This is a genomic window from Enterococcus sp. 5B3_DIV0040, from assembly GCF_002140755.1.
Lineage (GTDB): Bacteria > Bacillota > Bacilli > Lactobacillales > Enterococcaceae > Enterococcus_D > Enterococcus_D casseliflavus.
This window is the reverse complement of the sequence record NZ_NGLC01000002.1, coordinates 385639-409327: the sequence shown is the minus strand read 5'-3', so window position 1 is coordinate 409327 and position 23689 is coordinate 385639. Positions and strand designations below refer to the sequence as shown.

At 46.2% G+C, this 23689-nt stretch carries 19 protein-coding genes; 7 read left to right on the top strand and 12 right to left on the bottom strand.

Features of this window, described 5'->3' with window-relative positions; translation table 11 throughout:
• The first annotated feature begins 395 nt into the window (after nucleotides 1–395).
• Nucleotides 396–1160 carry a flagellar motor stator protein MotA gene (motA, locus tag A5883_RS14200; protein ID WP_005232810.1) on the top strand — a complete coding sequence of 255 codons (765 nt, stop codon included), beginning with the start codon at nucleotides 396–398 and terminating at the stop codon, nucleotides 1158–1160.
• A gap of 13 nt (nucleotides 1161–1173) precedes the next feature.
• Nucleotides 1174–1944 carry an OmpA/MotB family protein gene (locus A5883_RS14195; RefSeq protein ID WP_086338882.1) on the top strand — a complete coding sequence of 257 codons (771 nt, stop codon included), beginning with the start codon at nucleotides 1174–1176 and terminating at the stop codon, nucleotides 1942–1944.
• A gap of 33 nt (nucleotides 1945–1977) precedes the next feature.
• On the opposite strand, the gene A5883_RS14190 is transcribed toward A5883_RS14195, so the two are convergent.
• The 3 genes from A5883_RS14190 to A5883_RS14180 form a co-directional block, all read right to left on the bottom strand.
• The gene (locus A5883_RS14190; RefSeq protein WP_086338881.1) at nucleotides 1978–2187 is read right to left on the bottom strand and encodes a hypothetical protein; all 210 of its coding nucleotides are present in this window, start codon (nucleotides 2185–2187) and stop codon (nucleotides 1978–1980) included.
• 272 nt (nucleotides 2188–2459) lie between these two features.
• Nucleotides 2460–4505 carry a methyl-accepting chemotaxis protein gene (locus tag A5883_RS14185; protein ID WP_005226571.1) on the bottom strand — a complete coding sequence of 682 codons (2046 nt, stop codon included), beginning with the start codon at nucleotides 4503–4505 and terminating at the stop codon, nucleotides 2460–2462.
• 285 nt (nucleotides 4506–4790) lie between these two features.
• Complete coding sequence (locus A5883_RS14180; RefSeq protein WP_005226570.1) at nucleotides 4791–5600, bottom strand: aldo/keto reductase family protein; 810 nt, start codon at nucleotides 5598–5600, stop codon at nucleotides 4791–4793.
• A 172-nt stretch (nucleotides 5601–5772) separates the two neighbouring features.
• On the opposite strand from A5883_RS14180, the gene A5883_RS14175 reads away from it, so the two are divergent.
• On the top strand, nucleotides 5773–6165 hold the full coding sequence (locus A5883_RS14175; protein WP_086338880.1) for a YbaN family protein: 393 nt from the start codon (nucleotides 5773–5775) through the stop codon (nucleotides 6163–6165).
• A gap of 82 nt (nucleotides 6166–6247) precedes the next feature.
• On the opposite strand, the gene ppdK is transcribed toward A5883_RS14175, so the two are convergent.
• Nucleotides 6248–8881, bottom strand: a complete 2634-nt coding sequence (ppdK, locus tag A5883_RS14170; RefSeq protein ID WP_015508725.1) for a pyruvate, phosphate dikinase — start codon at nucleotides 8879–8881, stop codon at nucleotides 6248–6250.
• 190 nt (nucleotides 8882–9071) lie between these two features.
• Here ppdK and A5883_RS14165 point away from each other — a divergent pair, with 190 nt between their 5' ends.
• Genes A5883_RS14165 through A5883_RS14155 form a run of 3 tightly spaced genes read left to right on the top strand, consistent with a single transcriptional unit; the run spans nucleotide 9072 to nucleotide 12399 of the window.
• On the top strand, nucleotides 9072–9707 hold the full coding sequence (locus A5883_RS14165; protein ID WP_005232817.1) for a helix-turn-helix transcriptional regulator: 636 nt from the start codon (nucleotides 9072–9074) through the stop codon (nucleotides 9705–9707).
• 12 nt (nucleotides 9708–9719) lie between these two features.
• Nucleotides 9720–10538 carry a pyruvate, water dikinase regulatory protein gene (locus A5883_RS14160; RefSeq protein WP_005226564.1) on the top strand — a complete coding sequence of 273 codons (819 nt, stop codon included), beginning with the start codon at nucleotides 9720–9722 and terminating at the stop codon, nucleotides 10536–10538.
• A complete protein-coding gene (locus A5883_RS14155) occupies nucleotides 10528–12399 on the top strand; it encodes a fructose-bisphosphatase class III (protein WP_016608987.1) in 1872 nt (623 codons plus the stop codon). Before A5883_RS14160 ends, A5883_RS14155 begins: the two co-directional genes overlap by 11 nt.
• Before the next feature lie 33 nt (nucleotides 12400–12432).
• Here A5883_RS14155 and A5883_RS14150 read toward each other — a convergent pair whose 3' ends face one another.
• The 7 genes from A5883_RS14150 to A5883_RS14115 all read right to left on the bottom strand — a co-directional run bounded on the left by A5883_RS14150 (nucleotide 12433) and on the right by A5883_RS14115 (nucleotide 21411).
• Nucleotides 12433–12846: a phosphate-starvation-inducible PsiE family protein gene (locus A5883_RS14150; protein ID WP_010748527.1), complete on the bottom strand. Its 414-nt coding sequence runs from the start codon at nucleotides 12844–12846 to the stop codon at nucleotides 12433–12435.
• Between the two features lie 290 nt (nucleotides 12847–13136).
• Complete coding sequence (locus tag A5883_RS14145; RefSeq protein WP_086338879.1) at nucleotides 13137–13703, bottom strand: hypothetical protein; 567 nt, start codon at nucleotides 13701–13703, stop codon at nucleotides 13137–13139.
• 268 nt (nucleotides 13704–13971) lie between these two features.
• Nucleotides 13972–14475, bottom strand: a complete 504-nt coding sequence (locus A5883_RS14135; RefSeq protein ID WP_086338878.1) for a general stress protein — start codon at nucleotides 14473–14475, stop codon at nucleotides 13972–13974.
• A gap of 241 nt (nucleotides 14476–14716) precedes the next feature.
• Complete coding sequence (locus A5883_RS14130) at nucleotides 14717–16819, bottom strand: SH3 domain-containing protein (RefSeq protein ID WP_086338877.1); 2103 nt, start codon at nucleotides 16817–16819, stop codon at nucleotides 14717–14719.
• A 221-nt stretch (nucleotides 16820–17040) separates the two neighbouring features.
• On the bottom strand, nucleotides 17041–18270 hold the full coding sequence (locus A5883_RS14125; RefSeq protein WP_005226552.1) for an L-lactate MFS transporter: 1230 nt from the start codon (nucleotides 18268–18270) through the stop codon (nucleotides 17041–17043).
• Nucleotides 18271–18360: 90 nt separating this feature from the next.
• Nucleotides 18361–20787 carry a flavocytochrome c gene (locus A5883_RS14120; protein WP_086338876.1) on the bottom strand — a complete coding sequence of 809 codons (2427 nt, stop codon included), beginning with the start codon at nucleotides 20785–20787 and terminating at the stop codon, nucleotides 18361–18363.
• Nucleotides 20788–20805: 18 nt separating this feature from the next.
• Nucleotides 20806–21411, bottom strand: coding sequence for an NADPH-dependent FMN reductase (locus A5883_RS14115; protein WP_086338875.1), 606 nt, complete (start codon nucleotides 21409–21411; stop codon nucleotides 20806–20808).
• Between the two features lie 263 nt (nucleotides 21412–21674).
• Here A5883_RS14115 and A5883_RS14110 point away from each other — a divergent pair, with 263 nt between their 5' ends.
• Nucleotides 21675–22589, top strand: coding sequence for a LysR family transcriptional regulator (locus A5883_RS14110; protein ID WP_086338874.1), 915 nt, complete (start codon nucleotides 21675–21677; stop codon nucleotides 22587–22589).
• A gap of 62 nt (nucleotides 22590–22651) precedes the next feature.
• On the opposite strand, the gene A5883_RS14105 is transcribed toward A5883_RS14110, so the two are convergent.
• Nucleotides 22652–23593: an FAD:protein FMN transferase gene (locus A5883_RS14105; protein WP_086338873.1), complete on the bottom strand. Its 942-nt coding sequence runs from the start codon at nucleotides 23591–23593 to the stop codon at nucleotides 22652–22654.
• Nucleotides 23594–23689: the final 96 nt, after the last annotated feature.

The following is a 23689-nucleotide window of genomic DNA, read 5'->3' as shown; positions in this document are numbered from 1 at the left end:
TTCGTCCCCAGTTATAAAAAGTAAACGATCGATATAAAGCGTTTTACAAGCATATCTATGCTTTTTGATCAAAAGATGATTTTTGATAAAAAAACAAGCATTATTCGAAAAATTGATTAAAACATTTTCATTTGTGCTGAATGACATGACAAACCCTGAGAAACGCTTCACGAAAAAAAACGGTACCATCTATAAATATTCACAAAAATTGCAAGCTGTACCATTTCAAAAATTTGCCGCCACTTGCCCAAAAAACAACAAAAAAAGAAAAAGCTGAAAATTTATTTTAGTTATTTTTAGGATTATTTTTTTTTGCTATTAAGAATGATTTTAATTCACCGATAAAATAAATGAGGGTTTAAAACCTGGAAATAGAATTTAGGAGGACGCAACAAATGGATTTTTTCTTGCTGATCGGTATTATTTTAGGATTGATATCTGTGGTGGTTGGGATGATTGTAAAAGGTGCCAATGTGGCCGTTTTGATCAATCCGGCAGCCGCGATCATCATTTTCGTTGGTGTGATCGCAGCCGTTATCAATTCATTTCCCAGCAGTGATATCAAAAAAATCCCGAAGATCTTCGGCGTTCTGCTGAAAAATAAAGAATACGACTTAAAAACAACCATCAATACCATCGTTGAATTAGCCAACCAAGCCCGGCGCGATGGCTTGTTATCTCTTGAAGGTGCCATCCAAAACTTAGAAGATCCTTTTTTAAAAAAGGGCTTGGAAATGGTGGTTGATGGCATCGCTGCCGAACAGATCCAAGAAATCATGGAGAATGAGATCTATGGGATCGAAGAACGGCATCGCATCGGCTCGGCTATTTTTAAAACCGCCGGCACGAGTTCCCCGACCTTAGGGGTGTTAGGAGCCGTGATCGGGCTGATTGGGGCGCTAGGTAATTTAGAGGATGTAGAGGCACTGGGGCACATGATCTCGGCGGCCTTCGTGGCGACCCTTTATGGTATTTTCTTCGGCTATGTCCTGTTCATTCCCTTTAGCTCACGCCTGACCTTGAAATCGGAGCAAGAGGTCCAAATGATGTCGATCATCGTGGAAGGGGTCTTAGCGATCCAAGCCGGGCAATCGCCGAAAAGCATTGAGAAAAAATTATACAGCTTGATCGATCCGAAAAAACGGCAAGAACAATTATAAAGGGTGAAGCGACATGAAGCGAAAAAAGAAACATGAAGAACATGTAGACGAAGCGTGGCTTTTGCCTTACTCGGATATGTTGACCTTGCTGCTGGCTTTGTTCATCGTCATGTTTGCCATGGCGAAAGTCGATGATGAGAAGTTCCAAGAAATCAAAAGCGAATTTGGCACCATCCTTTCCAGCCACCACAGCAATTCATCTGTGATTGGGTCAGTGATCGATATGGGCGAGACCACGCCGCGAAAAAAAGCCGCCACTTCTGCCGAAGCACAAGCGCAAGAAGCAGCGGTTCGGACCCAACTGGAAAATCAGCAACTAGAAAAAATCAGCGACCAGCTGTCACAAGAGCTGGCAGCTTCTGGCTTAAAAGAGCAGACAGAAGTCCGCTTGGAATCCGATGGCTTGCATATCACGCTTGCCAGCAGTATCTTGTTTGCCCCTGGCAGCGCCGAGATCACGGACACCACTCGTCAGTCACTGGATCTGCTATCGGACTCACTGAAAAAATTAAAAGCCAACAAAATCGTGATCGCTGGGCATACCGATAACGTACCTGAAAAAGGCAATGGCCGCTACCAATCTAACTGGGATCTTAGTTCCGCTCGGGCCATTACCGTTATGGAGTACTTCATCAGCAAAGGCGCTGTTTTAGAAAAAAATGCTGCCATCCAAGCCTTTGCCGATACCGAACCGAAGGCCGATAACAACACCCCCCAAGGCCGCTCGGAAAACCGCCGCGTGGAGATGATCATTCAGCGGACTGAAACGGCAGCTGCTCAATAAATAACCTATTCCAATTAAAAAAACGATCCCCTTTCAAAGGCGATCGTTTTTTTTATCTATAAATAAATTGTAGTAACCGTAACAAATGATGACAATGCCCACCAATGTGGAACGGTCAATAAAAGGAATCTCAAAAACCATAAAAAGCAACCCTTTTAAGCCTAAAATGATGATACCCATAACTAGCATCAGCCAAGAGGCGAGATGAATCAATTGGTATTCTTTTCCAAAAATCTTCAGCAACCGTACCCCTCCTTTTCTCAACTTAAAGTGTACGCTTTCTTAATGAGCAATCACAGTTCACCTGTCTGATGTTGCTGCTTGGCAAAAGTCGACAGCCATTGGTTGCTTCTTCTCATTATAACAGATGCTTCATGCCTCACCCTACGGTTTCCTAACTGACCTTCTTTTTTTGCAGTTGGACAATTCTGATTTAACCATACACATCAAAAAACCCCCATTACCAACGAATTTATTGGGAATGGGGGGATGATCAGCTTTCGCTAGTCAATCATTTATTTTTCCACTTCAAACCGATTGGTCAATCGCTTCAACTCTTCTGCAATGTCTCTGAGATCGGCCACATGGTTGGTAAATTCATCCATGGTTGCCAAGACTTCTTCTGCATTTGCGGAAACTTCTTGTGTACCAGCGGCATTTTCTTCCGTTGATGCGGAAATGTTTTCTAAGTTTTCCAGTACACTGTTTTGAATGTTTTCGATACGGGCACTGGCTGCTTCAATATGATGGATGCCTTCGATCATATAGCTGCTGCGTTGGAAAACTTCTTTTGAAGACGAGATCGCTTCTTTGATCAAGTTGGTTTGGCGAACGCCGCCTTTGACAGACGCCGACGTTTGTTTGACCATTTGACTAGACTGCTCACGAATTTCTTCAATGATCGCTTCGATCTCTTTGGTAGAAGCCTTGCTTTGTTCCGCCAATTTACGGATCTCAGCAGCCACGACGGCAAAGCCTTTGCCCGACTCACCTGCACTTGCGGCTTCGATCGATGCATTCAAGGCTAGCAAGTTGGTTTGGTAAGAAATATCGTTGATGACCCCAATGATCGAGTTGATGTTTTGGATACTATCATTCATTCCCGTCATGTTCGACATCAAACGCTCCATCTGTGCCAACTCTTGTCGCCAGCTGTCATCGACTTGATCCATGATCGTTAAGTTTTCTTGATTGATCTTCGTAGATTCTTGTGACTTGCTGCTCATGCCGCCAACATTTTCTCGTAATTCTTTCACGACCTGCGACAGATTTTGCATTTGGGACACGCTGTATTCTGTTTCTTGGGCTTGCGCACCGGTCACTTCAGCAATACCCGTAATGGTTTGAGAGACTTCTTCTGTCGCAATATTGGTTTGTTTTGACAATTCTAATAAAGAATCCGACATTCCTGCGACACTGTTGCTTTCTTTTTGTACTTTTTGGATCAATGCACCCGTGCCTTCGATCATCACATTGTAATTGTCCGCCATTTGCTGGATCTCATTGCCTGCTTTGTCTGGATATACAACTCGGCGTGCCAATTGATCCCATGTCCATTTTTCGCCTTTGGCTCTTTTGGTTTTGCTCATCTTCTCTAGTTTGCCTTCACCGACTTTTCTAAAGTAACGATTGAAGCAATCGATGATCGCTGCGACTACTTTGATCGCGGCATAAGAAACCAGTCCTACAAAGAGCAGCATCAAGATCGTAACGATAATGGTGGTGCGGACTAACGCTCCTAACTCTTTGTCTAGATCACTAGCTTTGACTTCGGAGTACGCCCAAACATTGGAATCAGCAGACTTGTCATACAACACATCGTTGACTTTATTCGAGTCGCCTAAGCCAACCATGCCTGTCGGGTTTTTAGCTTCTTTGATTTTTTGGAACACTTCTTCTTCTTTGATATTCTTACCGATTTGTTTGGTATTTTTTGAGGTCACGATGACCCCAGATTCTGAAACTAAGGTGACATTCCCAGTCCGCCCTACGGTAAAGGAAGACAAGATGTTTTGAATGCTTTCATAGGAAACATCGACGCTTAAAACCCCCACTTGATTATGGGAATTTTTGACCCTGATCGAAGCCGACGTCACAAATTGATTCGACACTGTATCTAAATAAGGTGCTGTCCAATACACTTCTCCTTCGGCTTTTACGGCCCCTTTGTACCATGGCCGAATCGTAGGCTTATAATCATCTGGTAAGGGATTGAAGGTTACATATTCATCATCTTCTGTTCCAAAAGTCACCGCTAAGAAGCTGTTGCTTCCAGCAATCGCTAAAGAAAGATCTGAACGGATGCGTCCCATGCTGAATTCTGTTTTCATCGCTGGCAGTTCAGCCATTGATTTCAATTTGCTTTCCGTCGATCGGCGCAAACTCTTTTCTTCCGCCAAGATCAAATTGACGGCACTTTCTTTGTTCAAATCATTTCGTTCAATCAATAAGTTCTTGGTGGTTAAATAGGAACTTGTCAGCATGACAATGATCGGGATCCCCGCAACCAGCATCAAGGTGATCATCACATAAATTCCTATCGTCTTTTTTCTTTTTTTCACAACTGTGCCACTCCTTCATTTCCAATTTCACACGATCCAATGAAGACTCGTCCGTAGACGACCCTTAGTAAGGATAATCGGTTATTTCTTTGAATGATTAAGAGGGTTCATTGGCAGAAACGGCTGCAAGCGCATTTTCTTTTTTGCTAAGGCTTACGGTTGCTGATCTAACGAATAGAAAAGCTCCTCAGTCATGAAGGAGCGTTGCGACTGCATAAAAATAGCCAGCACGGAAGTTTCCGCACTGGCTGTAGGGGCCCCTTTAATGGGACTGCTTTTTATTGCCTATAATTCTTTGATGACGGCTTTTTCTTCCGCAGTCAAAGCGAAATCAAAGAGCGCTAAATTTTCGGCTTGATGTTTTTCTGAATGGGATTTCGGAATCACGATCACCCCACGCTCGATTTGGTAACGCAAGACCACTTGGCTCCAGGTTTTTTGATACGCTTCACCGATTTGGGTCAAGGTTTCCCGAGCCGCTTCTGAAATCCGTGAAAGTGGCCCCCAGGCTTCTGGAACTACCTGATTGGCTAAGGAATAGGCGATGATCGCATCGTTCCACTTGCCTGGATGCGATTCGATTTGATTGACCGCTGGTTTGATCCGACTGTTTGCCAATAAATAGCTAAGTTCTTCTTCTTGGAAATTGGACACCCCGATCGCTTTTAAGACTCCTTTATCGACATAAGCCTCAAGAACCGCCCAGACAGCGGCGATCTCTGCCAAGTTGTCCCACGGATGATGGATCAAATAAAGATCGATCGATTCCGTCTGCAAGGCTGCTAAACTCGCTTCGACAGACGCTTTCACGGCAGCTGCATCTTGCGTATGCTCTGGTTTGCCAGGAATCTTAGAAGTCAGGAAAAATTCGCTGCGGTCGATCCCGCTTTCCTTGATGGCTTTGCCTACCACGGCTTCGTTGCGGTAAGAAATCGCCGTATCAAAATGCCGATACCCAAGCTTGATGGCAGTCAACAGCTCTGTCGTATCATCATTGATCGCACCTTGGTATTCTCGGTTTTCTTTCCCAAATGTATTCGTCCCACTGCCGATCACTGGAATCTGAATGCCGGTATTCAATTCAATCGTTTCCATGCTGCTTCCCCCTTTGTGTTGTTTCTAGTCTATCAAAAAAGCAGGAGTATGGGGAAGAAAAACTCTTATTGCCGCTAAAAGACGGGGAAAAACACAAAACGCATGTTCAAGCTGCCCCTCCTCCGTTATACTGAGGGTAAGACACGAAACACCCAAATAAGGAGGGTTACTTTTGAAAAAAACACTATTTTTTCTTTGTGGATCACTGACATTCGGTCTAGGTACTTTAGGAATCTTTTTACCTTTCTTACCCACAACGGTCTTTTACTTGCTGACGGCTTATTTCTGGCTGCGGAGTTCCGATACCTATTATCAACGCTTGGTTCAATCAGAAAATTATCAAAAATACATTGAAAAACCACTCGTACAAAAACAGCTGAGCTCCAAGGGAATGGTTCGGATGTTTGCCATGATGGTGGTAGTCTTTGCAATTCCTGCACTATTGATCCCTAATCTGCTGGTACGTTTCGTCCTCGCTGCCATCTACCTCGCCCATGTTATTGGGATCACTTGGTATTTAAAAGGACGCAAACCCGCGATTCAAAAAACGGATCAGCCCCTGTAAGAACGACGCTGCACGAACACACCGTAATCCACCAAGCAGGCGAGCCTTGCTAGTGGACTGCGGTGTATTTTTTTCTCCTATTTTAGCGGGAGCCCACTGACGCCTCTTCGATGATGGGGGCGGATTGGGCGATCGCTAACCAGGCAGCAGGGATTCGGTATGGGGAGCAAGAAACATAGTCGATGCCGATCTCTCGCAAAAATGCAATGGAATAGGGATCGCTGCCGACTTCGCCACAAACACCGATCGAGTGCTCTGGCTGACGATCTCTTACGCCAGTGATCGCTTGGCGCATCAAGGTGCCAACACCCGCCTGATCTAAGTGCTGGTAAGGATCTTCTTGTAAGATCCCCGACTGCAAATAGGCTTGAATAAAGCTGCCTGCATCATCCCGCGAAAAGCCAAACGTCATTTGGGTCAAGTCATTGGTACCAAAACTAAAGAACGCAGCATCTTCAGCACACTCCCCAGCGATCAAGCACGCTCTAGGTGTCTCGATCATCATGCCGATCTCGATGTGCAATGGTTGCTGCAGGGTTGCTTCTGCTTGAGCGATCACCTGTGTCAACGTCGCTTTCAACACCTGCAGCTCTGCGGGCAAACTGATCAGGGGCAATAAGATCGCCGCCTCTACCTCGACTCCTTGCTGCCGCAATTCCACAGCCGCTTCACAAATCGCCGCTGTTTGCATTTCATAAATTTCTGGATAGCTCAGTCCTAAACGGCTGCCGCGATGCCCCATCATGGGATTGACCTCTTGCAGCTCGTCAATTCGCCGCTCGATCACTGCCAATGATTTTTGACTACGGCGAGCCATTTCAAGGCGTTCATGCTCATGGGGCAAAAATTCATGAAGTGGTGGATCTAATAAACGAATCGTGCACTTCTTTCCTTGCGCGGCCTGCAGCATTTCTTGGAAATCGGCTTTTTGATAAGCCTTGATCTCAGCCAACGCCTTCAATCGTTCCGCCTTCGTTTCCGCCAAAATGACTTCCCGCATTTTCCACAAACGCTCTTCCCCAAAAAACATATGCTCCGTCCGTGCCAGACCGATGCCCGCTGCCCCAAAGGCCAGCGCAGCCTCAATGTCATTTTTCGTTTCCGCATTTGCGTAAACCTTTAGATCTGCCTGGGCTTGTGCCCACGTCAAAAGCTGATCCAGCAAGACACGCTCCTGGACACTGGTCATAGGCAGCTGCCCTTGATACAGTTTGCCAGTGCTGCCGTCTACCGAAAGCACGTCACCTTCTTCAATCAGCAGCTCGCCGCAGCGAGCCTGCTTCAAAAATACATCGACACTTAATGCCTCGCACCCTACCACACAGCAGACCCCCAGACCACGGGCGACCACCGCCGCATGCGAAGTCATCCCCCCACGAGCGGTAATGATCGCTTCACTCACCACCATGCCTTCAATATCTTCAGGTGAGGTTTCCTGCCGCAGCAGCAGGACTTTTTCTCCTGCGCGGCTGGCTTTTTCCGCCGCCTCTGCAGTGAAATAGACATGTCCTGAAGCTGCTCCTGGACTAGCCGGCAAGCCCTGCGCAAAGGCTTTGGCTTGCTGTAAGGCTTCGGGGGCAAATAACGGGTGCAGCAATTGATCGATCATTTCTGGTGTGATGCGATCTAGTGCTTGCCTGATAGTGATCCGACCTTCTGCGACCATATCCGTTGCGATTTGCGCTGCGGCAGCGGCGGTTCGTTTGCCGTTTCTCGTTTGCAAGACAAACAGCTGGCCGTCATCGATGGTAAACTCAATGTCTTGCATGTCTTGATAGTGATCCTCCAAACGCTCAGCCAGTTGCTTTAATTCCTGATAGATCATGGGATGCTGCTGTGCCAACGCTTGGATCGGTTGCGGTGTACGAATCCCTGCAACCACATCTTCCCCTTGGGCACACACTAAAAATTCGCCGAAAAGTCCCGGTTCCCCGGTTGCTGGATTGCGGGTGAAGGCGACACCCGTCCCGCTATTTATCCCGCTGTTACCAAAAACCATTTCTTGAATCGTTACGGCAGTCCCTAGATCGTCAGGGATGCGATGGAGAGATCGGTAGGTCTTTGCCCGTGGGTTGTTCCATGAGCGAAAAACCGCCGTGATGGCTGCCAACAATTGCTGAAACGGGTCTTGCGGAAACGCTTCTTGAGTATGTTCCATATAAATACTTTGAAACACGCGGCAGATCATTTGCCAATCATTGCCGGTCATCATTTGGTCTGACGCATAATTCTGCTGTTTCTTATAATCTGTCAAGTAGGCTTCAAAGTGCTCTTTTGCTACACCTTTCACCACATCCCCATACATCTGGATCAAGCGGCGGTAACAATCATAAGCAAAAACGGGGTCCCCCGTCTGCTGAGCCAAGCCTTGGACGGTTTCATCATTCAACCCAAGGTTTAAGATCGTATCCATCATCCCTGGCATGGAAAACTTAGCCCCACTGCGGACAGAAACCAACAATGGCGACTGCAGTCCGCCAAATGTTTTGTTCCTGCGGACTGCCAATTCTTCGATGGCAGCTTTGACTTGCTTGATGATCGCCTCAGGAAGAACCTGTTCTTCTAAATAGGTCAGGCAAATAGTCGCAGGGACGATAAATCCCTGGGGAACAGGCAAACCCAAATTGGTCATCTCCGCCAGATTTGCCCCTTTCCCGCCTAATAGTGCTTTTTGCTCTTTTGTGCCTTCTGAAAACCATACGACTGCTTTTTCCATCATGTTCCTCCTTTTAAATGTTATATACTATTTCGATTAATTAGCAGTATATAGTATGACACATTTAATCGTCAAGCTGAAAAAAGAAAACTTTTCAGGGATTTATCCTTTTTAAAAGAGAAGGATTGCCTTTTTATTCGGAAAATCATATAATCAATAGCATAGCACATAAAAGAAAGAAGGTGACACATTGGAATTAAGCCAAAGACAAATGAAAATCATTGAGATCGTCAAAGAGCATCAGCCGATCAGTGGGGAGACCATTGCGAAGCAGTTGGGCTTGAGCCGCGCAACCTTGCGGAATGACTTATCGATTTTGACCATGACCGGTTTATTAGACGCCCGACCGAAAGTCGGCTATTTCTATACAGGACAAACCGTTGAGCCTTTGCTTTTCGAAAAACTCTATCATACCAAAGTTGCAGAAGTCATGATCCCGCCGTTGCTGATCTCACAAACGGTCTCCGTTTATGAAGCGGTCACGACTTTGTTTATGTACGATGTCGGTTCCCTCTATGTCAAAAATGACCAAGACGAGCTGATTGGGGTCCTCTCCCGCAAAGACCTACTGCGCTTTGCGATCAGCAATGCCGCACCAGAAAAAACACCTGTAGCGATGATCATGACTCGCATGCCAAACATCGTGACCATCACACCCGAAGAAACGATTTTGACGGCTGGTACGTTGTTAGGGCGACATGAAGTCGATACCTTGCCTGTGGTCGATCCGCAGGAACCAAAAAAAGTCATCGGCAAAATCACGAAGACACGGCTGATGAATTACTTTATTCAAGCAGGCAATGACAGTGACAACACACACTTTTAGGGGGCAAAAACAATGAAGAACGTTCGAATATATTTGATTTCAGATTCCGTAGGCGAAACGGCACAAAAGCTGATCGCAGCCGTTTCCGCGCAGTTTCCCACGATCGACCTTTCAGACATCCAGCTCTTTCCCTTTACTAATGATGAAGAGAGCTTAGGCGAGATCCTCAAAGATGCCTTGCTAGACAAATCGATCGTCGTTACCACCTTAGTCAATAAAGAGTTAGTCGCCTTTGTTGATGCCTTTGCCAAGCGGACTGGTTTGCAGTATGTCGACTTTATGTCGCCCTTGACCACGATGCTGGAAAAAACATTCGGTGTAGAAGCCGTCCAAGAGCCTGGTGCCTTGCATCGCTTGAACCAAGCATATTTCAGCCGGGTGGCAGCGATGGAATTTGCGGTGAAATACGACGACGGCAAAGACCCACGGGGATTTCTCGATGCTGACTTTGTCCTCTTAGGGGTTTCGCGAACCTCGAAGACACCATTGAGTTTATACATGGCAAACCGCGGCTACAAAGTGGCAAATCTGCCTTTGATTCCTGAAGTTGCTTTGCCAGCCGAAGTGCACCAAGTCGACCCGCGAAAAATGGTCGGTTTGACCACGAATCCAGAATCTCTGACCGAGATTCGGCGATCCCGAATGCATTCATTGGGCTTAAAAGAAGAGACCCATTACACCAATTGTGAACGAATCGAAGCAGAATTAGCTTACGCGAATGAATGGTTCAAAAAGCTGAACATTCCGGTGATCGATGTCAGCAAACGCTCCATTGAAGAAAGCGCGATGCTGATTGAAGAACAAGCCAAAGAACAGGCCCATGTTCAATAAAGACGCCTTGGCAAACCTGACCGAGATCATCAACTTGGAAGCCATCCAGCAGCTGCCGAAAGCCACCGAGCACTTTGTCAGCGATCTGCATGGTGAATACGATGCCTTTGACCATATTTTGCGGAATGGTTCTGGCAGTATCCGAGAAAAAGTCGAGATTTTGTTTACTGGCGTCTTGACGAAAGAAGAACAGACCGAACTTTGTTTTGTCATTTATTATCCAGAGGAGCTATTACAAGAACAGGCATGGACCCCTGCCGATTGGCGCTTAAAGATGGCACAGCTAGTGAAAGTTGCCCGCTTTACTTCCAGTAAATACACACGCTCCAAGGTACGCAAAGCACTGCCGTCTTCTTTTGCTTATATCTTAGAAGAACTGTTGTACCAATATGATGCTGACTTCAATAAAGAAGCTTACTATCGGGCGATTTTTGATAAGATCATTGAATTAGAGGCAGCCCCGCTTTTTTGCCAAGAACTGGCGTACTTGATTCAGCGCTTCGTAGTGGATCATCTCCACGTCTTAGGCGATATTTATGATCGCGGACCAGCGCCAGACAAAATCGTCGATCGCTTGATGACTTTGCCCTCACTGGATATTCAGCTAGGCAACCATGATATTTTGTGGATCGGCAGCTTTTGCGGCTCGCTGCCCTGTTTGGCCAATACGATCCGCATCGCTGCTCGCTACGGCAATCTGGCATTATTACAAGATGGTTATGGCATCGATCTATCAAAAGCACTGGCTTTTAGCCAAAAATATTACACAGAAAATGAAGGCTTTTATCCGCAAAAAACAGTGGACCCTTTATCAAGCCAGCAAAAAAAAGCAGCCATGCTTTTGCAACAGGCGTTTGCCATCATCCAATTCAAAGTCGAAGCAGCCGTGATCCAGCGGCGACCAGCATTTGCGATGGCAGAGCGCTGCTTGTTGCATCGCTTGTCTCAAGATCGGCAACAAATCCAGCTAGACCAGACCTATCCTTTGATCAACGGCTGTTTTCAACTAGTAGCTCCCGATGATCCTTACCGTTTGACAGCAGAAGAACATGAGGTACTGCAAGATTTGCTGAGCCAATTTCAACGCTCGCCCCGCTTAGCTGCGCATATGCGCTTTTTAGTTGAGCATGGCACATTGTACCAGCGCTTCAACGACAACCTGCTGTATCACGGCTGCCTGCCTTGTCAGGAAAACGGCGATTTCCTGGCCTTTACTTTCCAGCAGCAGCCCTTAGCAGGCAAAGCGTTGATGGACTTTTTTCAGCAATGTTTGCAGGAAAGCTTTGCCCAACCAGAAAAGCAAACAGACCTTGCCACCGATATGATCTGGTATCTTTGGTGCGGCGAAGGCTCTTCCCTCTTCGGCAAAAAAGCCATGAAAACCTTTGAGCGCTACTTTATAGCAGATCGCAACACCCATACGGAACAAAAAAATGCCTATTATTCTTTAAGGGAAAACGAAGACTTCTGCTGCCGTGTCCTAGCTGCCTTCGGTCTGCCGCCGACAGGTCACATCATCAATGGCCATACCCCTGTGAAAGTGCGTAAAGGCGAGACGCCCATCAAGGCAAATGGTCGTTTATTGGTGATCGATGGGGGACTCTCTCGCTCCTATCAATCCGTCACAGGCATTGCCGGTTACACGCTGTTGTCAAATTCCTTCGGCATGACCTTAGCAGCCCATCAACCCTTTACAGATCGCCAGCAAGCCATCCAGCAGCGACGTGACATCGTCACTCAGAAAAAAATCGTCGTGCGGCAAACGGAAAGAACAACGGTAGGGCAAACAGATATCGGCAAGCGGCTGCAGCAAGAAAGCCGCGTGCTTTTTGAAGAATTAAAAAATCATCCGATCCCTTGACGAGTCATTCGTCAACCAATCGGATGATTTTTTTTACAGTCCTTTAGAACTATGAAAGGCTTTGAGTTTTTCCAACGCCTGCAGCACAATGATCAAGACCAAGATCGCTAAGGCCAAAAAGAGCGTTTCTAACCCTTTTCCTTGTGCCAAAAGCAGCTCTCTTAAAATTGCTGTAATACTGATCAAAATCAAGTAACGCACCGGAATATGGTGACCTTCTTTTACGTAACGCAATAACATCAAAATAATTTCCAGTAAAATAAACAATGTCGCGATCTCTTCGATCAATAAGGAAAGATCACTGACTTCATGCAGCGGGATCACATGGACAACGATTTTGTAGATCGCTTCCGCCATCACCACCAAAACCAACAGAACCAACAGTCCTAACATAATATCAACAATCACACTAATCATTTTTTCGAAGTGCTTAAAATACTTTCCCATAACACCCCTCCTCGCACTTATTATAGCGAAACTGTTCAAAATCACTTTACGATATGCTTGCAAGTGCAGCTTTTTTTAGGAAGGAAGGAAATAAACACGCAGGACTGAGGGTAGTCGCTTTTTTCACTAGTCAAAAGGGATAGCTGCTTTATGGGGACGCAGCCACGAAAAAGCCTGTTTATGGCAATGGCCGGGCGTGACTCCTTCACACAAGCAAATAAAAAAGCTAGGCATAAAGCCTAGCTGAAATGGTGCCTTTGGATTGGACTGGTTTTCCTTATAAACTGGGATCAGTTGACCCCTTCGACTGTTAGATCAACGTTTTCACTCGTATCTTCCGCAGCTTCGTCATCGCTATTGGAGGTTTCCGAAGACGGTTCAGTCGTTTCACTGCTGGAGCTGCTTGTTGTAGTACTGGTCGAACTCGTAGACGAAGAGCTTGAAGAACTGCTGCTAGCGCTACTGCTGGAGGTATCGCTGGTGGTCGTTGAGCCGCCACTCGACGCGGTACTCGAACTGCTTTCGCTACTTGCAGAAGTACTGACGCTAGGCTCTGTCTCTACTTCGCTTACAGAAACAGACGTGCCTTCATTTGTCGACGCTTCGATCGAGCGACTAGTCGTTGAAGACGGTGTATACGAACTAACACTGGCTTCATAAAAAATCTGACTGGAATCAGAGGTTTCTTCGATACTGCTGCTTGCGGTCTGGTAAGGTGGCTCGGAGGAACTACTGGAAGAATCTCGAACAAAGGGCGCGGCAACAAAGGCATTGGCATCTTGATTGATCGCCACACTCAAAAAAACCGCAACAAAACAACTGACTAATGCCGACTGCATATTGAACTTGAATTTCATCGCACTCCCCATCCTTTCCCAAAAATATGGTTGGACCTTCCGTCAATGATCTATCTCATTCTTATATTATACAAAAAAAAGCAATCGTCAACAAATTAAGTTTTATTTTCAAAGATGACAAAGACATGAATGCCCGTTGCGCAACAAAAAAAGCCCGAGGGCGACGGTCGATCACCTGCGGGCCCATCCCTTCACTAAGGGTTGGCAGGTGCGACGGATGCTCGTTCCTCTGGCTTTAATAGTTCCTTTACTTAAGAAATTCTTTTACTTATAAGTTTCGCAGATGATTCGGGTCATGGATCGGTGCTTCAATATCACTGTCTCCCATGCGCGGTGTTGGATGAACGGACTCATCGGGCATCGCTGTTTCACCTGGTAACGGTTGATCGATGATTGGCTCAGTATCTGCATCACGATCCGTTATTTTGTCCATCGGCTGATAATCGTAGACGCCGACAACGAGTTTGTCTCGTTCGATGTCATCTCGGTAGCCGTATAATGGATCATGTTCATCGTCTCTGTGATCTGAATCGCCAAAAGAAAACGCATCTTTGATTTTTTCCCAAAGCGAACGATTTTCGTCTTCACTAGCAGCATGCTCCACTTCCACATCATCGATGGATTCTAACCCAAATTGATCGATGACTGTTTGATTCGCATACAGCACGATATCGTCTTTGCCATAGCCTTCGTTTGTCAATTGCTCAATAACCGGTAATACTTCTGTTCGAGTGTCGTAACTGCCAATAATCGTTAGGTTTCTGTTGTGCATGTGAAATCCTCCTTATTTTGTGTACGCTTCGATTGTTCTGGTTCTGAAGCAATTCTTTTAAAACTAGCAATTTCTATTGCTTCTTTCATTCTAACGCAGGGTTCCCTGATTGACCAAATAGTTTGATTGCGCTTACGAAAAACAAGTAGTTTCTTGATAAACCGCTAGCAGCTTAGTGAACGCTTGATCCAGCATAAAAAACCGCGTAAGCCAATGGCATACACGCGGTTGCTTTTGCTTATTATTTGGAAACGATCAACTTTTGCCCGACATAGATCGTATAGCTGCTGTTGATCTTGTTCCATGATGCGATTTGGCTGATGCTGGTATTGTATTTTTGTGCCAGTGACCATAGGCTGTCACCTGATTTCACCGTGTGCGTCTTCGTTGAACTACTGCTGGTATTCGTATTAGAAGACCCACTGCTAGCAGCTGTCAAGTAGGCACCGCTGACCCAGCCTTTGCCAGAAACATAATACCATTTGTTCGTGCCATTGACGGTCGTCCCGGTTTTTGTTGCGGTAACCGTGACGGTTGCCCCTTTACTTAAAGAACCAGTAATACTGCTGCTGGTAGAAGCATCGGAACGAACATTTAAAATCTCGGTGGTTTTCATTTTCTGATTTGTCGTCGTTGAACCGCTGTTATTGGAAGAGCTGCTGGTTGTTGCCAAGTAGGCACCACTGACCCAACCTTTGCCAGAAACGTAGTACCACGTTTTATTGCCTTCCACTGAAGTGCCGTTCTTTTTCGCTGTCACGGTAACGGTCACCCCTTGACCAAGCGTCGTCACGACACGGCTGCTGGTAGAAGCATCCGAGCGGACATTCAATGCGGCCGTCGTCTTCATTTTTTGATTGATGCTTGAACTGTTGTCTTCTTTTTCTGCTTCAGAAGCATTATTGTTGGTCACTTCAGTAAGGTAGGCACCGCTGACCCAACCTTTGCCAGAGACATAGTACCAATTTTTGTTGCCGTTGACTGATGTGCCGGTTTTCATAGAAGTGGCTGTAAAGGTCGTGCCTTTGCTAAGTGATCCTACCACTGATCCGCTAGTAGAAGCGCTGGAACGAATATTCATCGCTTCCGTCGTCTTCATTTTTTTGTTGATCGTCGTGCCAGAATTGCTATTGTCAGAACCGGTGTTGCCTGATCCGCTATTGTTATTTGAAGAATCGGTCGAAACCTTCGTCAAATATGCACCGCTGACCCAGCCTTTGCCAGAAATTTTATACCACGTGGTGTTGCCGTTGACGCTGGTGCCCGTTTTGGTCGCCGTTGCCGTAAACGTCGTATTGGCTGCTAACGAACCAGTAATAGAGGCACTGGTTGAGGCATCCGAACGAATATTCATGGATGACGTGGTTTTCATTTGCTGATTGATCGCTGTTTCATCACTGACGATCGTTTCATTGCTATTGCCGCCGCCTGCATTTGAGCTGCCAGTGTCATATTGCGTTAAATTATACGTACTGATCAAATTGTTTAATTTGCTGGCATAAGAAGTATCGGTTGCATACCGCCCTTGCAGCCAAGCGGTCGCTTGCGTGTAAGAGGTCGTATTGCTTTTCCACGCACCGCTGTAATAGTAGTTGCCGCTAGAAAAACTCGTGTTGCGCAACACATACGCATTGTCTTCAAAAGACTCTTTTAATGATGGGTATTTCCGAAACTTGGCGCTGATCAAATAATAATTGCCTGAACCATCATCTTCATACGTATCCATTGTCACGTATTGGCCATTATAGCTACCTTTGATCCCAAACATATTGTTGGCCGTGGTCGTCAAAGTTGATGCGCCCCAGCCAGATTCCAAAATCGCTTGTGCCATCATGACAGAGGCATACAGATCGTTTGCTGCCGCTACTTCCGTTGCATAGCCGCAAATCTGACTGATAAAGGCAGCCGGATCGATCGTTGCCCGTGAAAATAATGCCCGACTGGTCAAATCCGAAAGGGCTGATGGTACTTCATCTGCTTCTAAGACTTCATCACTAGCAACTGTTGTGCTTTCTGTCGTCGCTGTTTCTGATCCCTCAGTGACTGCTTTAGTCCCTGACTCCTCCGTCGTTTCCGAAGTTTCTTCGGTCACAACAGGTGCTGTCGTCGATGCTGTCGTTTCCTCAACCGGTGTGCTGTCGGTTTCTGGTGTAGTGTTTGTTGTTTGTTCAACGACCTTGAGGTCATTGCTAGTTTCTGTCGTTGCCGTTTCAGCCGCATGCCCTAAGGTCGGGATAAACGTTGATCCCGCTACTAAAGTAGTAGCCATCGTAATACTTTTTTGGGTATATTGTGTGCGCTTCAAGCGCTTTTCTAAGCGGCGTCGTTCTTTACGAATTGTCATTTAATCCCTCCGTCGTATTAGCCTTTTTTTATTGTAACACGATTTATTAAAAAATGGGGGGTTAAGATGAAAAAACAGTGAAATCAACGAGATAATTTCTTGCTATGAAACAGTTTTCTCTTTTGCTTCATCCGCCAATCCTCTGTTTTAAAAAAAGAAAAAAGAGTGGTTTTGGCACCAAAAAAGCAGCCTTTATCAAAAAGACTGCTTTGGGTGAATTGTTATTTAATAACAGGTGCAGGCTTTTTGGCTTTTTTCAGCATCGCATAGCCAATGTTGAGAACGAGCCCAAAAACCGCCAAGAAAATTGCCGTATAAAAGGCTTTTGTATAATCTCCTTGGTTGCTTTCAGCGATTGCTGCTGCCACTCTAGGCCCAAAGAATGCCGCCGTAGAATAACCAATAAAGACGATTCCATAGTTGACTCCTTGATTGATCGGTCCGTAATTTTCCATAACGATCGATGGGAAAACCCCCATCACGCCCCCGAAGCACAGTCCTAAACCGATGATCCCGACAGTGAAGATCACGGTTGTCTGACCAAGTGTCAATAGGAATAAGGACAATGCCACCACGCCATAGATGATCATCAACGTATTCGTCCGACCAATTTTATCAGAAACGGTGCCCCAAAGGACACGACCAAAACAGTTGCTCAATGAGTACAAGCTGACATAAAAGGCAGCGGCGGCTGCCGTCAAACCGAACATACTTTGCCCGATCACCGATGCGTTAGAAGCAATCATCAAACCTGAGAAAGCCCCTGCCCCTAACATAACGATAATCAAGTAGAAGGTTGGGGTCTTTAGCATGTCCAACCAATTCAGATTGATTTGTGGGCCATTTTTTCCTTGCGCCGCTGGTTGCCAACCTGCTGGGCGATAATCTTCTGGTGCCTTGCGAATAAACAGACTAGCCACTAAGACGATCACGATATAGGCGATCCCTAAAATCCGAAACGCTGCTAGTACATCTTGTGATTCGATCAAACGATTTGCAATCGGTGCGGCAATAATCGCTGCCCCACCCATACCTGCTGTGATCAAGCCCGACGCCAGTCCCCGTTTATCTGGGAATAGCCGAATCGTATTGCTTAAACAAGCCGAATAGGCAAAGCCTTGCCCTAAACCAGCAAAGACTCCATAGGTCAGGTACAGCATGGCGGGTGAGTTGACCAATCCCGTCAGGAAGAAGCCCGCTCCGAACAACACGCCTCCACCAGCGATGACCCATCTAGCGGCTCCTCGGTCTGTCAGCAAACCACCCAAAATCATGGTAATCGGGCCAACTGCGGCATTGATGGTAAAGGCTAACATGATCTCTTCCATGGACCAGCCTTTTAATTGACTAAGAGGTCCTGCAAAAACACTAAAGGCGTAAACAGCGCCCGTACACAGCAATACCGCGGTCGAAGCGATCAGAATCAGCCAACGATTGATTTTTGTTTCCATTTTTTCTCTCCTTTGCTTTAAGCATGTTACTTTATTCACATGTTTTTTCAAAAGCTAGCGCGCGTGACGAGACACAACGCGCAAGGCTTTTTATTCGAGATGTTCTGCGACTGCTGTCTTTCCAGCAATTCGGCCAAAAGTAAAGATATCTGTCAACGAGTTGCCGCCTAAGCGATTGCCAGCATGGATCCCCCCAGCAACTTCCCCCGCTGCATACAGCCCTTCAATGATTTGATCTTCCTTCGTCAACACATGGGTTTGCGGATCGATCTTCAATCCCCCCATCGTGTGGTGAACCGCTGGTTTTCTTGGTGTGGCATAGAAAGGTGCTTTTTCCACTTTCAAGTCGAAGACATCTTTGCCAAACTCTGGGTCCTTCCCAGCATCCACATAGCTGTTGTATTTCGCAACGGTCGCCTCTAAGACGGCTGGATCAACATTGATCTGCTCTGCCAGGCCAGCTAAGGTCTCACTGCGGAACAGCGTACCAGCAGCTACTTGCTTATCGATTTTTTCTTGGCTCGTGTTATAAGCGGTTTTCTTGATCTCTTCATCCGCGATCAAATAGAACAATCCGCCATTATCGATCGCCGCTTGGGTCAATACATCGCGGCTTTCGTATTCATTGACAAAGCGTTCACCCTTTTGATTGACCATCACAAAGTTAGCAGGTGGCACTTGCAGGCCACTGAACAAAGCCCCTGTGTTTGGATCAGATACGGGCATCATTTGCGAAAAGCCCATGCCAACAAGGTCCGCGCCAGCACTTTCCCCTAGTTTGATCCCGTCACCAGTGATCGCTGGGGAATTTGACGTTTTGATATCGTCTTCGATCTCTGTCCAATAGGTATTGTATTGTTTCAACATTTTCGTATTCGCTCCGAACCCACCAGAAGCTAAAATCACTGCTTTGGCATGGATCGTGACTTTTTGACCGTTACGGCCTTCCCCGATGATTCCAGTAACCTTGCCATCTTCGATCAATAATTCTTTGACAGGCGTATCGGTTAAGATCGTTCCCCCATGTTCTTTCACGAATTGATGCAAAGCAGAGACAAAGGCATACCCTTCGTTTTTGACTGGTTTATGTCCTCGGCGCCATTTCGCTCCTACTGGCATATCGACATTGTTCATATCAAATTCTACGCCGATTTCTTCTAGCCATTTCACTGAGTCCAATGCTTGATCCGTCAAGATCTTCACTAGCTCGTATTTCCCATAGATCGGTTGACCATTCAAATCTTTGCGTTTTCCGCCTAAATAGGTTTGAATTCGATGCCACAAAGCAGAATCAAACAAGTATTCTTTTTCTGGCGTCGTTTCTGAAAGATACGCAGTGATTTGTGCCTTCAAAGCTTTGAAGTCTGGTAAGTATTCTGCATCGATCTCTTGCTCATCGATCGTCAGCACTTCTTCTAAAGCACTGCGTTCGCCAGGCAATGCGGAAAAGCCGTTTTGCCATTTTGGATCCGCGGCATTCATCGGTCCGCCAGTACGTACAGTATTGCCACCGATCGCTGGGAATTTTTCTACTAAGATCACATCTTTATTGGCTTGCAGCACACTGGCAGCCGCACTCAGACCCGCGCCGCCGCCACCTACTACAACGACATCGGTGGTATACGTTTCATCTTCTGTTTGCAAAGCACTGGCGGCTTTTGGACGTTTGCGCAAGACATCTGGGTTCGCACCAGCCATTTTCACGGCTTTTGCTACGCCATCAACGACACCGTTACTAGTAACCGAAGCACCAGAGATCGCATCGACATTTAAGGTTTGCCCTTCAATGATCTCTTGAGGAATCCGTACGAAAACGACATCAGCGATCCCTTCGGATTCACCAGAAGTATCGATATCGATAGCTTCGATCCGTTCTTCACTCAATTTGACGACCATTGGTAGATCCCCGTTATGTCCTGGTGCTGTGACGGTGTATTCGCCAGGCTCATAAACGACTTCTTCTGGTACGTTCAACAAATTAGCGACTTCCGTAAACCGAACAAACTTGCGGAAACAGCTTTCCAAAAAATCGACCGTTCGTTGATCTTTTAAATTGCCTTGTTCATCAAAGGCTTGATGCGCACGTCCCAACAAGAACTCATTTCCTGGCATGACTGTCGCATTGACACCCGGTGCATCAAGGATTTGGCGCAAATGAAGCTGTGCTCGCGAAGAGCCTTGTACATCGTAGGATGCACCGACGATCATCACTGGTTTGCCATCAAAGGGATGGAGATTGAAGGAGAGCCATTCCAAGACGCTTTTCAATGCGGAAGGAATCGAATGGTTATGCTCTGGTGTCGCAATGATCACCCCATCGGCTGCTAAAATCTTGCTATTTAACCGTTGGATCACTTCACTATTGGTTTGATCTTGTGTTTCATTGAACATTGGAACATCCTTGATTTCCAGTAGTTCAATTTCTGCTAGGGCAGCAAATTCTCGCTGCATAAACGCCACTAATTGGCGATTGGTGGATTTTTTGGCGTTCGTTCCGATTAGGCCGACAAATTTCATGACTGGTTCCTCTCTTTCTTATGCTTGTTCCCACGAAAATTTCTTTGCTCGTTCTTTAGCCGTTGAATATTCACTGACCAGACGGTTCGTGATTTCGACAAACAAGACAAATTCATTGAAACAATCTTCTAGTTCGGCAACTTTTTCGCTATCGAGCAAGTTTCCTTGTTCATCGAAGGCTTGCATGGAGTGCCCTAATAAAAATTCCGCACTCGGCATGATTCGAGCTTTTACTTCTGGTGCATCTAAGATCTGACGCAAATGGGCTTGGGCTCTCGATGAACCTAATGCACCAAGAGAAGCACCCGTGATCATCACTGGTTTATCGATCAAAGGCCGCGTCGTATAAGAAAGCCATTCAATCATGCTTTTTAGCACCGCTGGGATCGAGTGATCGTATTCTGGTGTACTGATGATCACCCCATCTGCTGCTTCGATCTTCTCTGACAAGGCTTGAACTGCCGCTGGTGCCGTCCGATCTTCTGGTTCATTAAATGCTGGCAGATCACTGATTTCGCAAAGTTCGATCTCCGCTTGGTCACTAAAATGGCTTTGAATAAATTGCAGTAAGCGACGGTTGGTCGAACGCTTCGAGTTGGTTCCTACGATTCCAATCAATTTCATTATCATCTCTCCTAATTGTGAATAATTTAACATTTAACAATAAATAAAAAGTTTTTGACCATTGGCTTTGATTTCTTTTTTCAATCGTTTCTCAAGTTGGTTTTTAAGACCTACTGAGATGAAAGGCTTCTTCCTAAACAAAAAAATCTTCCCCAAGTACCCATTTAGTGTACGACTGAATTCTTTATTTGTGAAATATTTATTTAACTATCTATCGATAACAAATTTGTTATAATGAAAAAAATGACTAGGAGGACCACGCAATGGCACTTAAAGATTCCCATCTGATGCTGCAATACCTCGATACCTTGTTAAAGCATAGCAACTATACCAAAGCCGCCAAAGACCTCTACATCTCACAGCCTTACTTGACACAAACCGTGAAACGTGCCGAACAAGAGCTAGGGACCCCCATCATCAATCGGCAGCCGGGTCATTTCCAACTGACGGAAGCTGGTAAAATCTATTATCAATATCTGGAAACCTTGGAAACAGAGTCTGCCAAATTGAAAAGTCGGCTGTCTTGGTATACCGCGACCGAGAAGCGTTCTTTGCGCTTAGGCATCTTGCCCAGCCTTGGTTCCTATCTGCTGCCACTCTTTTTGCCTGCATATTATGAACACTATCCCAGCGTGCACTTTTTCTTACGGGAAGACCTGCCGAAGCACAATGAAAAACGACTGTTGAATGGGCAGCTGGACTTTTTTATCGGACAAAATCCTGAGACGATCGCACCGAATCTAACAGTCCACAGTACCAATCAAGAACGGTATCTAGCGATCATTCCGCCTTGTTCTCCCCTGTATCAACCAGAGAAGCGGTATTTAGCACCTGATTCATTGGCAGTCAAAGACTTGCTGCAAAGTCCGTTGATTTTGACTGCCAGCGGCTCGGCGATTCGGCGTCAAATCGATCAATTGCTGCAAAAATACAAAGTAGAGGCGACCGTTCTCATAGAAAGCAGCAATATTTATACAGCAGCAGCATTGGCAGAAAACAACCTCGGGATTGCGATCGTACCCGAAAGCGTGCTGCAAGCAGCGACTGCGACCCCTTTTAATCTTTATCCGATGCCAGAGGAACTCTTGTCCCTCACCTATTTTATTGCCCATCAAGCCGAACGGGCATTGTCAAACAGCGAAGCCGACTTGATCGAGACCTTTTTGCAACACGTCTAGCTTTCTTTTTACAAAAAAACAAGCAGCCACCACCTATATTCCTAGGTGATCGCTGCTTGTTTTCATTCTGCTGTTGGCGTTTCGATCAAACGGGCTAATTCTTGCGGATAGATCAACTCTCCATGTTTGGTAATGACTAACCCAGTGATTCCTTCTAACGGCGCCAGCTCCTGCAAGATGGCTTGTGGCTCTTTGCCGAACAAGCGGGTCGTCCAAATCTCTCCATCAACCGATTGGTCGGAGAGAATCGTGACACTGGCAATGGCTGACTCTAACGGATAGCCCGTATCTCGATCAAAAATATGATGATAGGTCTTGCCCGCTACCTGATAGGTTCGTTCATAGATCCCTGATGTAACGACTGATTGATTACGAACCTTCAACGCTGCGACAAAATTCCCTCTTGGTAGGAAAGGGTTTTGGATCCCGATCCGCCAATAGCCATCTTGATGGCTCGGGGCATCGCCGTAAGTCACCACATTGCCTCCAAGATCGATCAAAGCGGCTGTGACACCAACCTGTTTGAAATAGGTCATCAACAAATCAGCAAAATATCCTTTTGCCACAGCCCCTAGATCAAGCTTCATGCCAGCAGCTAACCCGACGGTCTGCAGCGTTTCATCCAAAATGATCTTGGCAGGATCAGTCTTTGGCAGCAGCTCCGCGATTTTCTCAGGCGTTGGTAGATGAGCATCTTGGAACCCGATCCGCCATTCCTGCACCAAAGGACCGATGGCAATATTTAAGTAGCTATCTTTGGGTACGCTATGGGCTTTCCCTAGTGCGATCAATTCAAACAATTCCTGTGTGGCAGCGATCGCTCCTTGTCCTGCCTGCTGATTGATCTGCATCAACTCAGACGTCGGGTCATTGGCACTAAAACGCTGTTCAAAGGCCGCAGCTCTTTGGGCTGCTTCCTCTAAGATCACTTCTGGGGTTTCATGCTGCACCCAAATCGTGATCACCGTTCCCATTCCCTGTAACACTCGTTGGCCTTCTGGCATTGTCCTTGCTCCTTTGTTCTGTTCTTTTGGCTATCATAGCAGTTTCTGGGAGAAAAAAGTAGTCTGGGGGATACCACTGCTGCTTTTTTTGAAAAA

What these genes read in the sequence shown, in the direction of transcription:
- motA (WP_005232810.1), top strand. Translation starts at nt 396, where the DNA reads ATGGATTTTTTCTTGCTGATCGGTATTATTTTAGGATTGATATCTGTG.
- A5883_RS14195 (WP_086338882.1), top strand. Translation starts at nt 1,174, where the DNA reads ATGAAGCGAAAAAAGAAACATGAAGAACATGTAGACGAAGCGTGGCTT.
- A5883_RS14180 (WP_005226570.1), bottom strand. Translation starts at nt 5,600, where the DNA reads ATGGAAACGATTGAATTGAATACCGGCATTCAGATTCCAGTGATCGGC.
- ppdK (WP_015508725.1), bottom strand. Translation starts at nt 8,881, where the DNA reads ATGGAAAAAGCAGTCGTATGGTTTTCAGAAGGCACAAAAGAGCAAAAA.
- A5883_RS14160 (WP_005226564.1), top strand. Translation starts at nt 9,720, where the DNA reads ATGAAGAACGTTCGAATATATTTGATTTCAGATTCCGTAGGCGAAACG.
- A5883_RS14155 (WP_016608987.1), top strand. Translation starts at nt 10,528, where the DNA reads ATGTTCAATAAAGACGCCTTGGCAAACCTGACCGAGATCATCAACTTG.
- A5883_RS14150 (WP_010748527.1), bottom strand. Translation starts at nt 12,846, where the DNA reads ATGGGAAAGTATTTTAAGCACTTCGAAAAAATGATTAGTGTGATTGTT.
- A5883_RS14145 (WP_086338879.1), bottom strand. Translation starts at nt 13,703, where the DNA reads ATGAAATTCAAGTTCAATATGCAGTCGGCATTAGTCAGTTGTTTTGTT.
- A5883_RS14135 (WP_086338878.1), bottom strand. Translation starts at nt 14,475, where the DNA reads ATGCACAACAGAAACCTAACGATTATTGGCAGTTACGACACTCGAACA.
- A5883_RS14130 (WP_086338877.1), bottom strand. Translation starts at nt 16,819, where the DNA reads ATGACAATTCGTAAAGAACGACGCCGCTTAGAAAAGCGCTTGAAGCGC.
- A5883_RS14125 (WP_005226552.1), bottom strand. Translation starts at nt 18,270, where the DNA reads ATGGAAACAAAAATCAATCGTTGGCTGATTCTGATCGCTTCGACCGCG.
- A5883_RS14120 (WP_086338876.1), bottom strand. Translation starts at nt 20,787, where the DNA reads ATGAAATTTGTCGGCCTAATCGGAACGAACGCCAAAAAATCCACCAAT.
- A5883_RS14115 (WP_086338875.1), bottom strand. Translation starts at nt 21,411, where the DNA reads ATGAAATTGATTGGAATCGTAGGAACCAACTCGAAGCGTTCGACCAAC.
- A5883_RS14110 (WP_086338874.1), top strand. Translation starts at nt 21,675, where the DNA reads ATGGCACTTAAAGATTCCCATCTGATGCTGCAATACCTCGATACCTTG.
- A5883_RS14105 (WP_086338873.1), bottom strand. Translation starts at nt 23,593, where the DNA reads ATGCCAGAAGGCCAACGAGTGTTACAGGGAATGGGAACGGTGATCACG.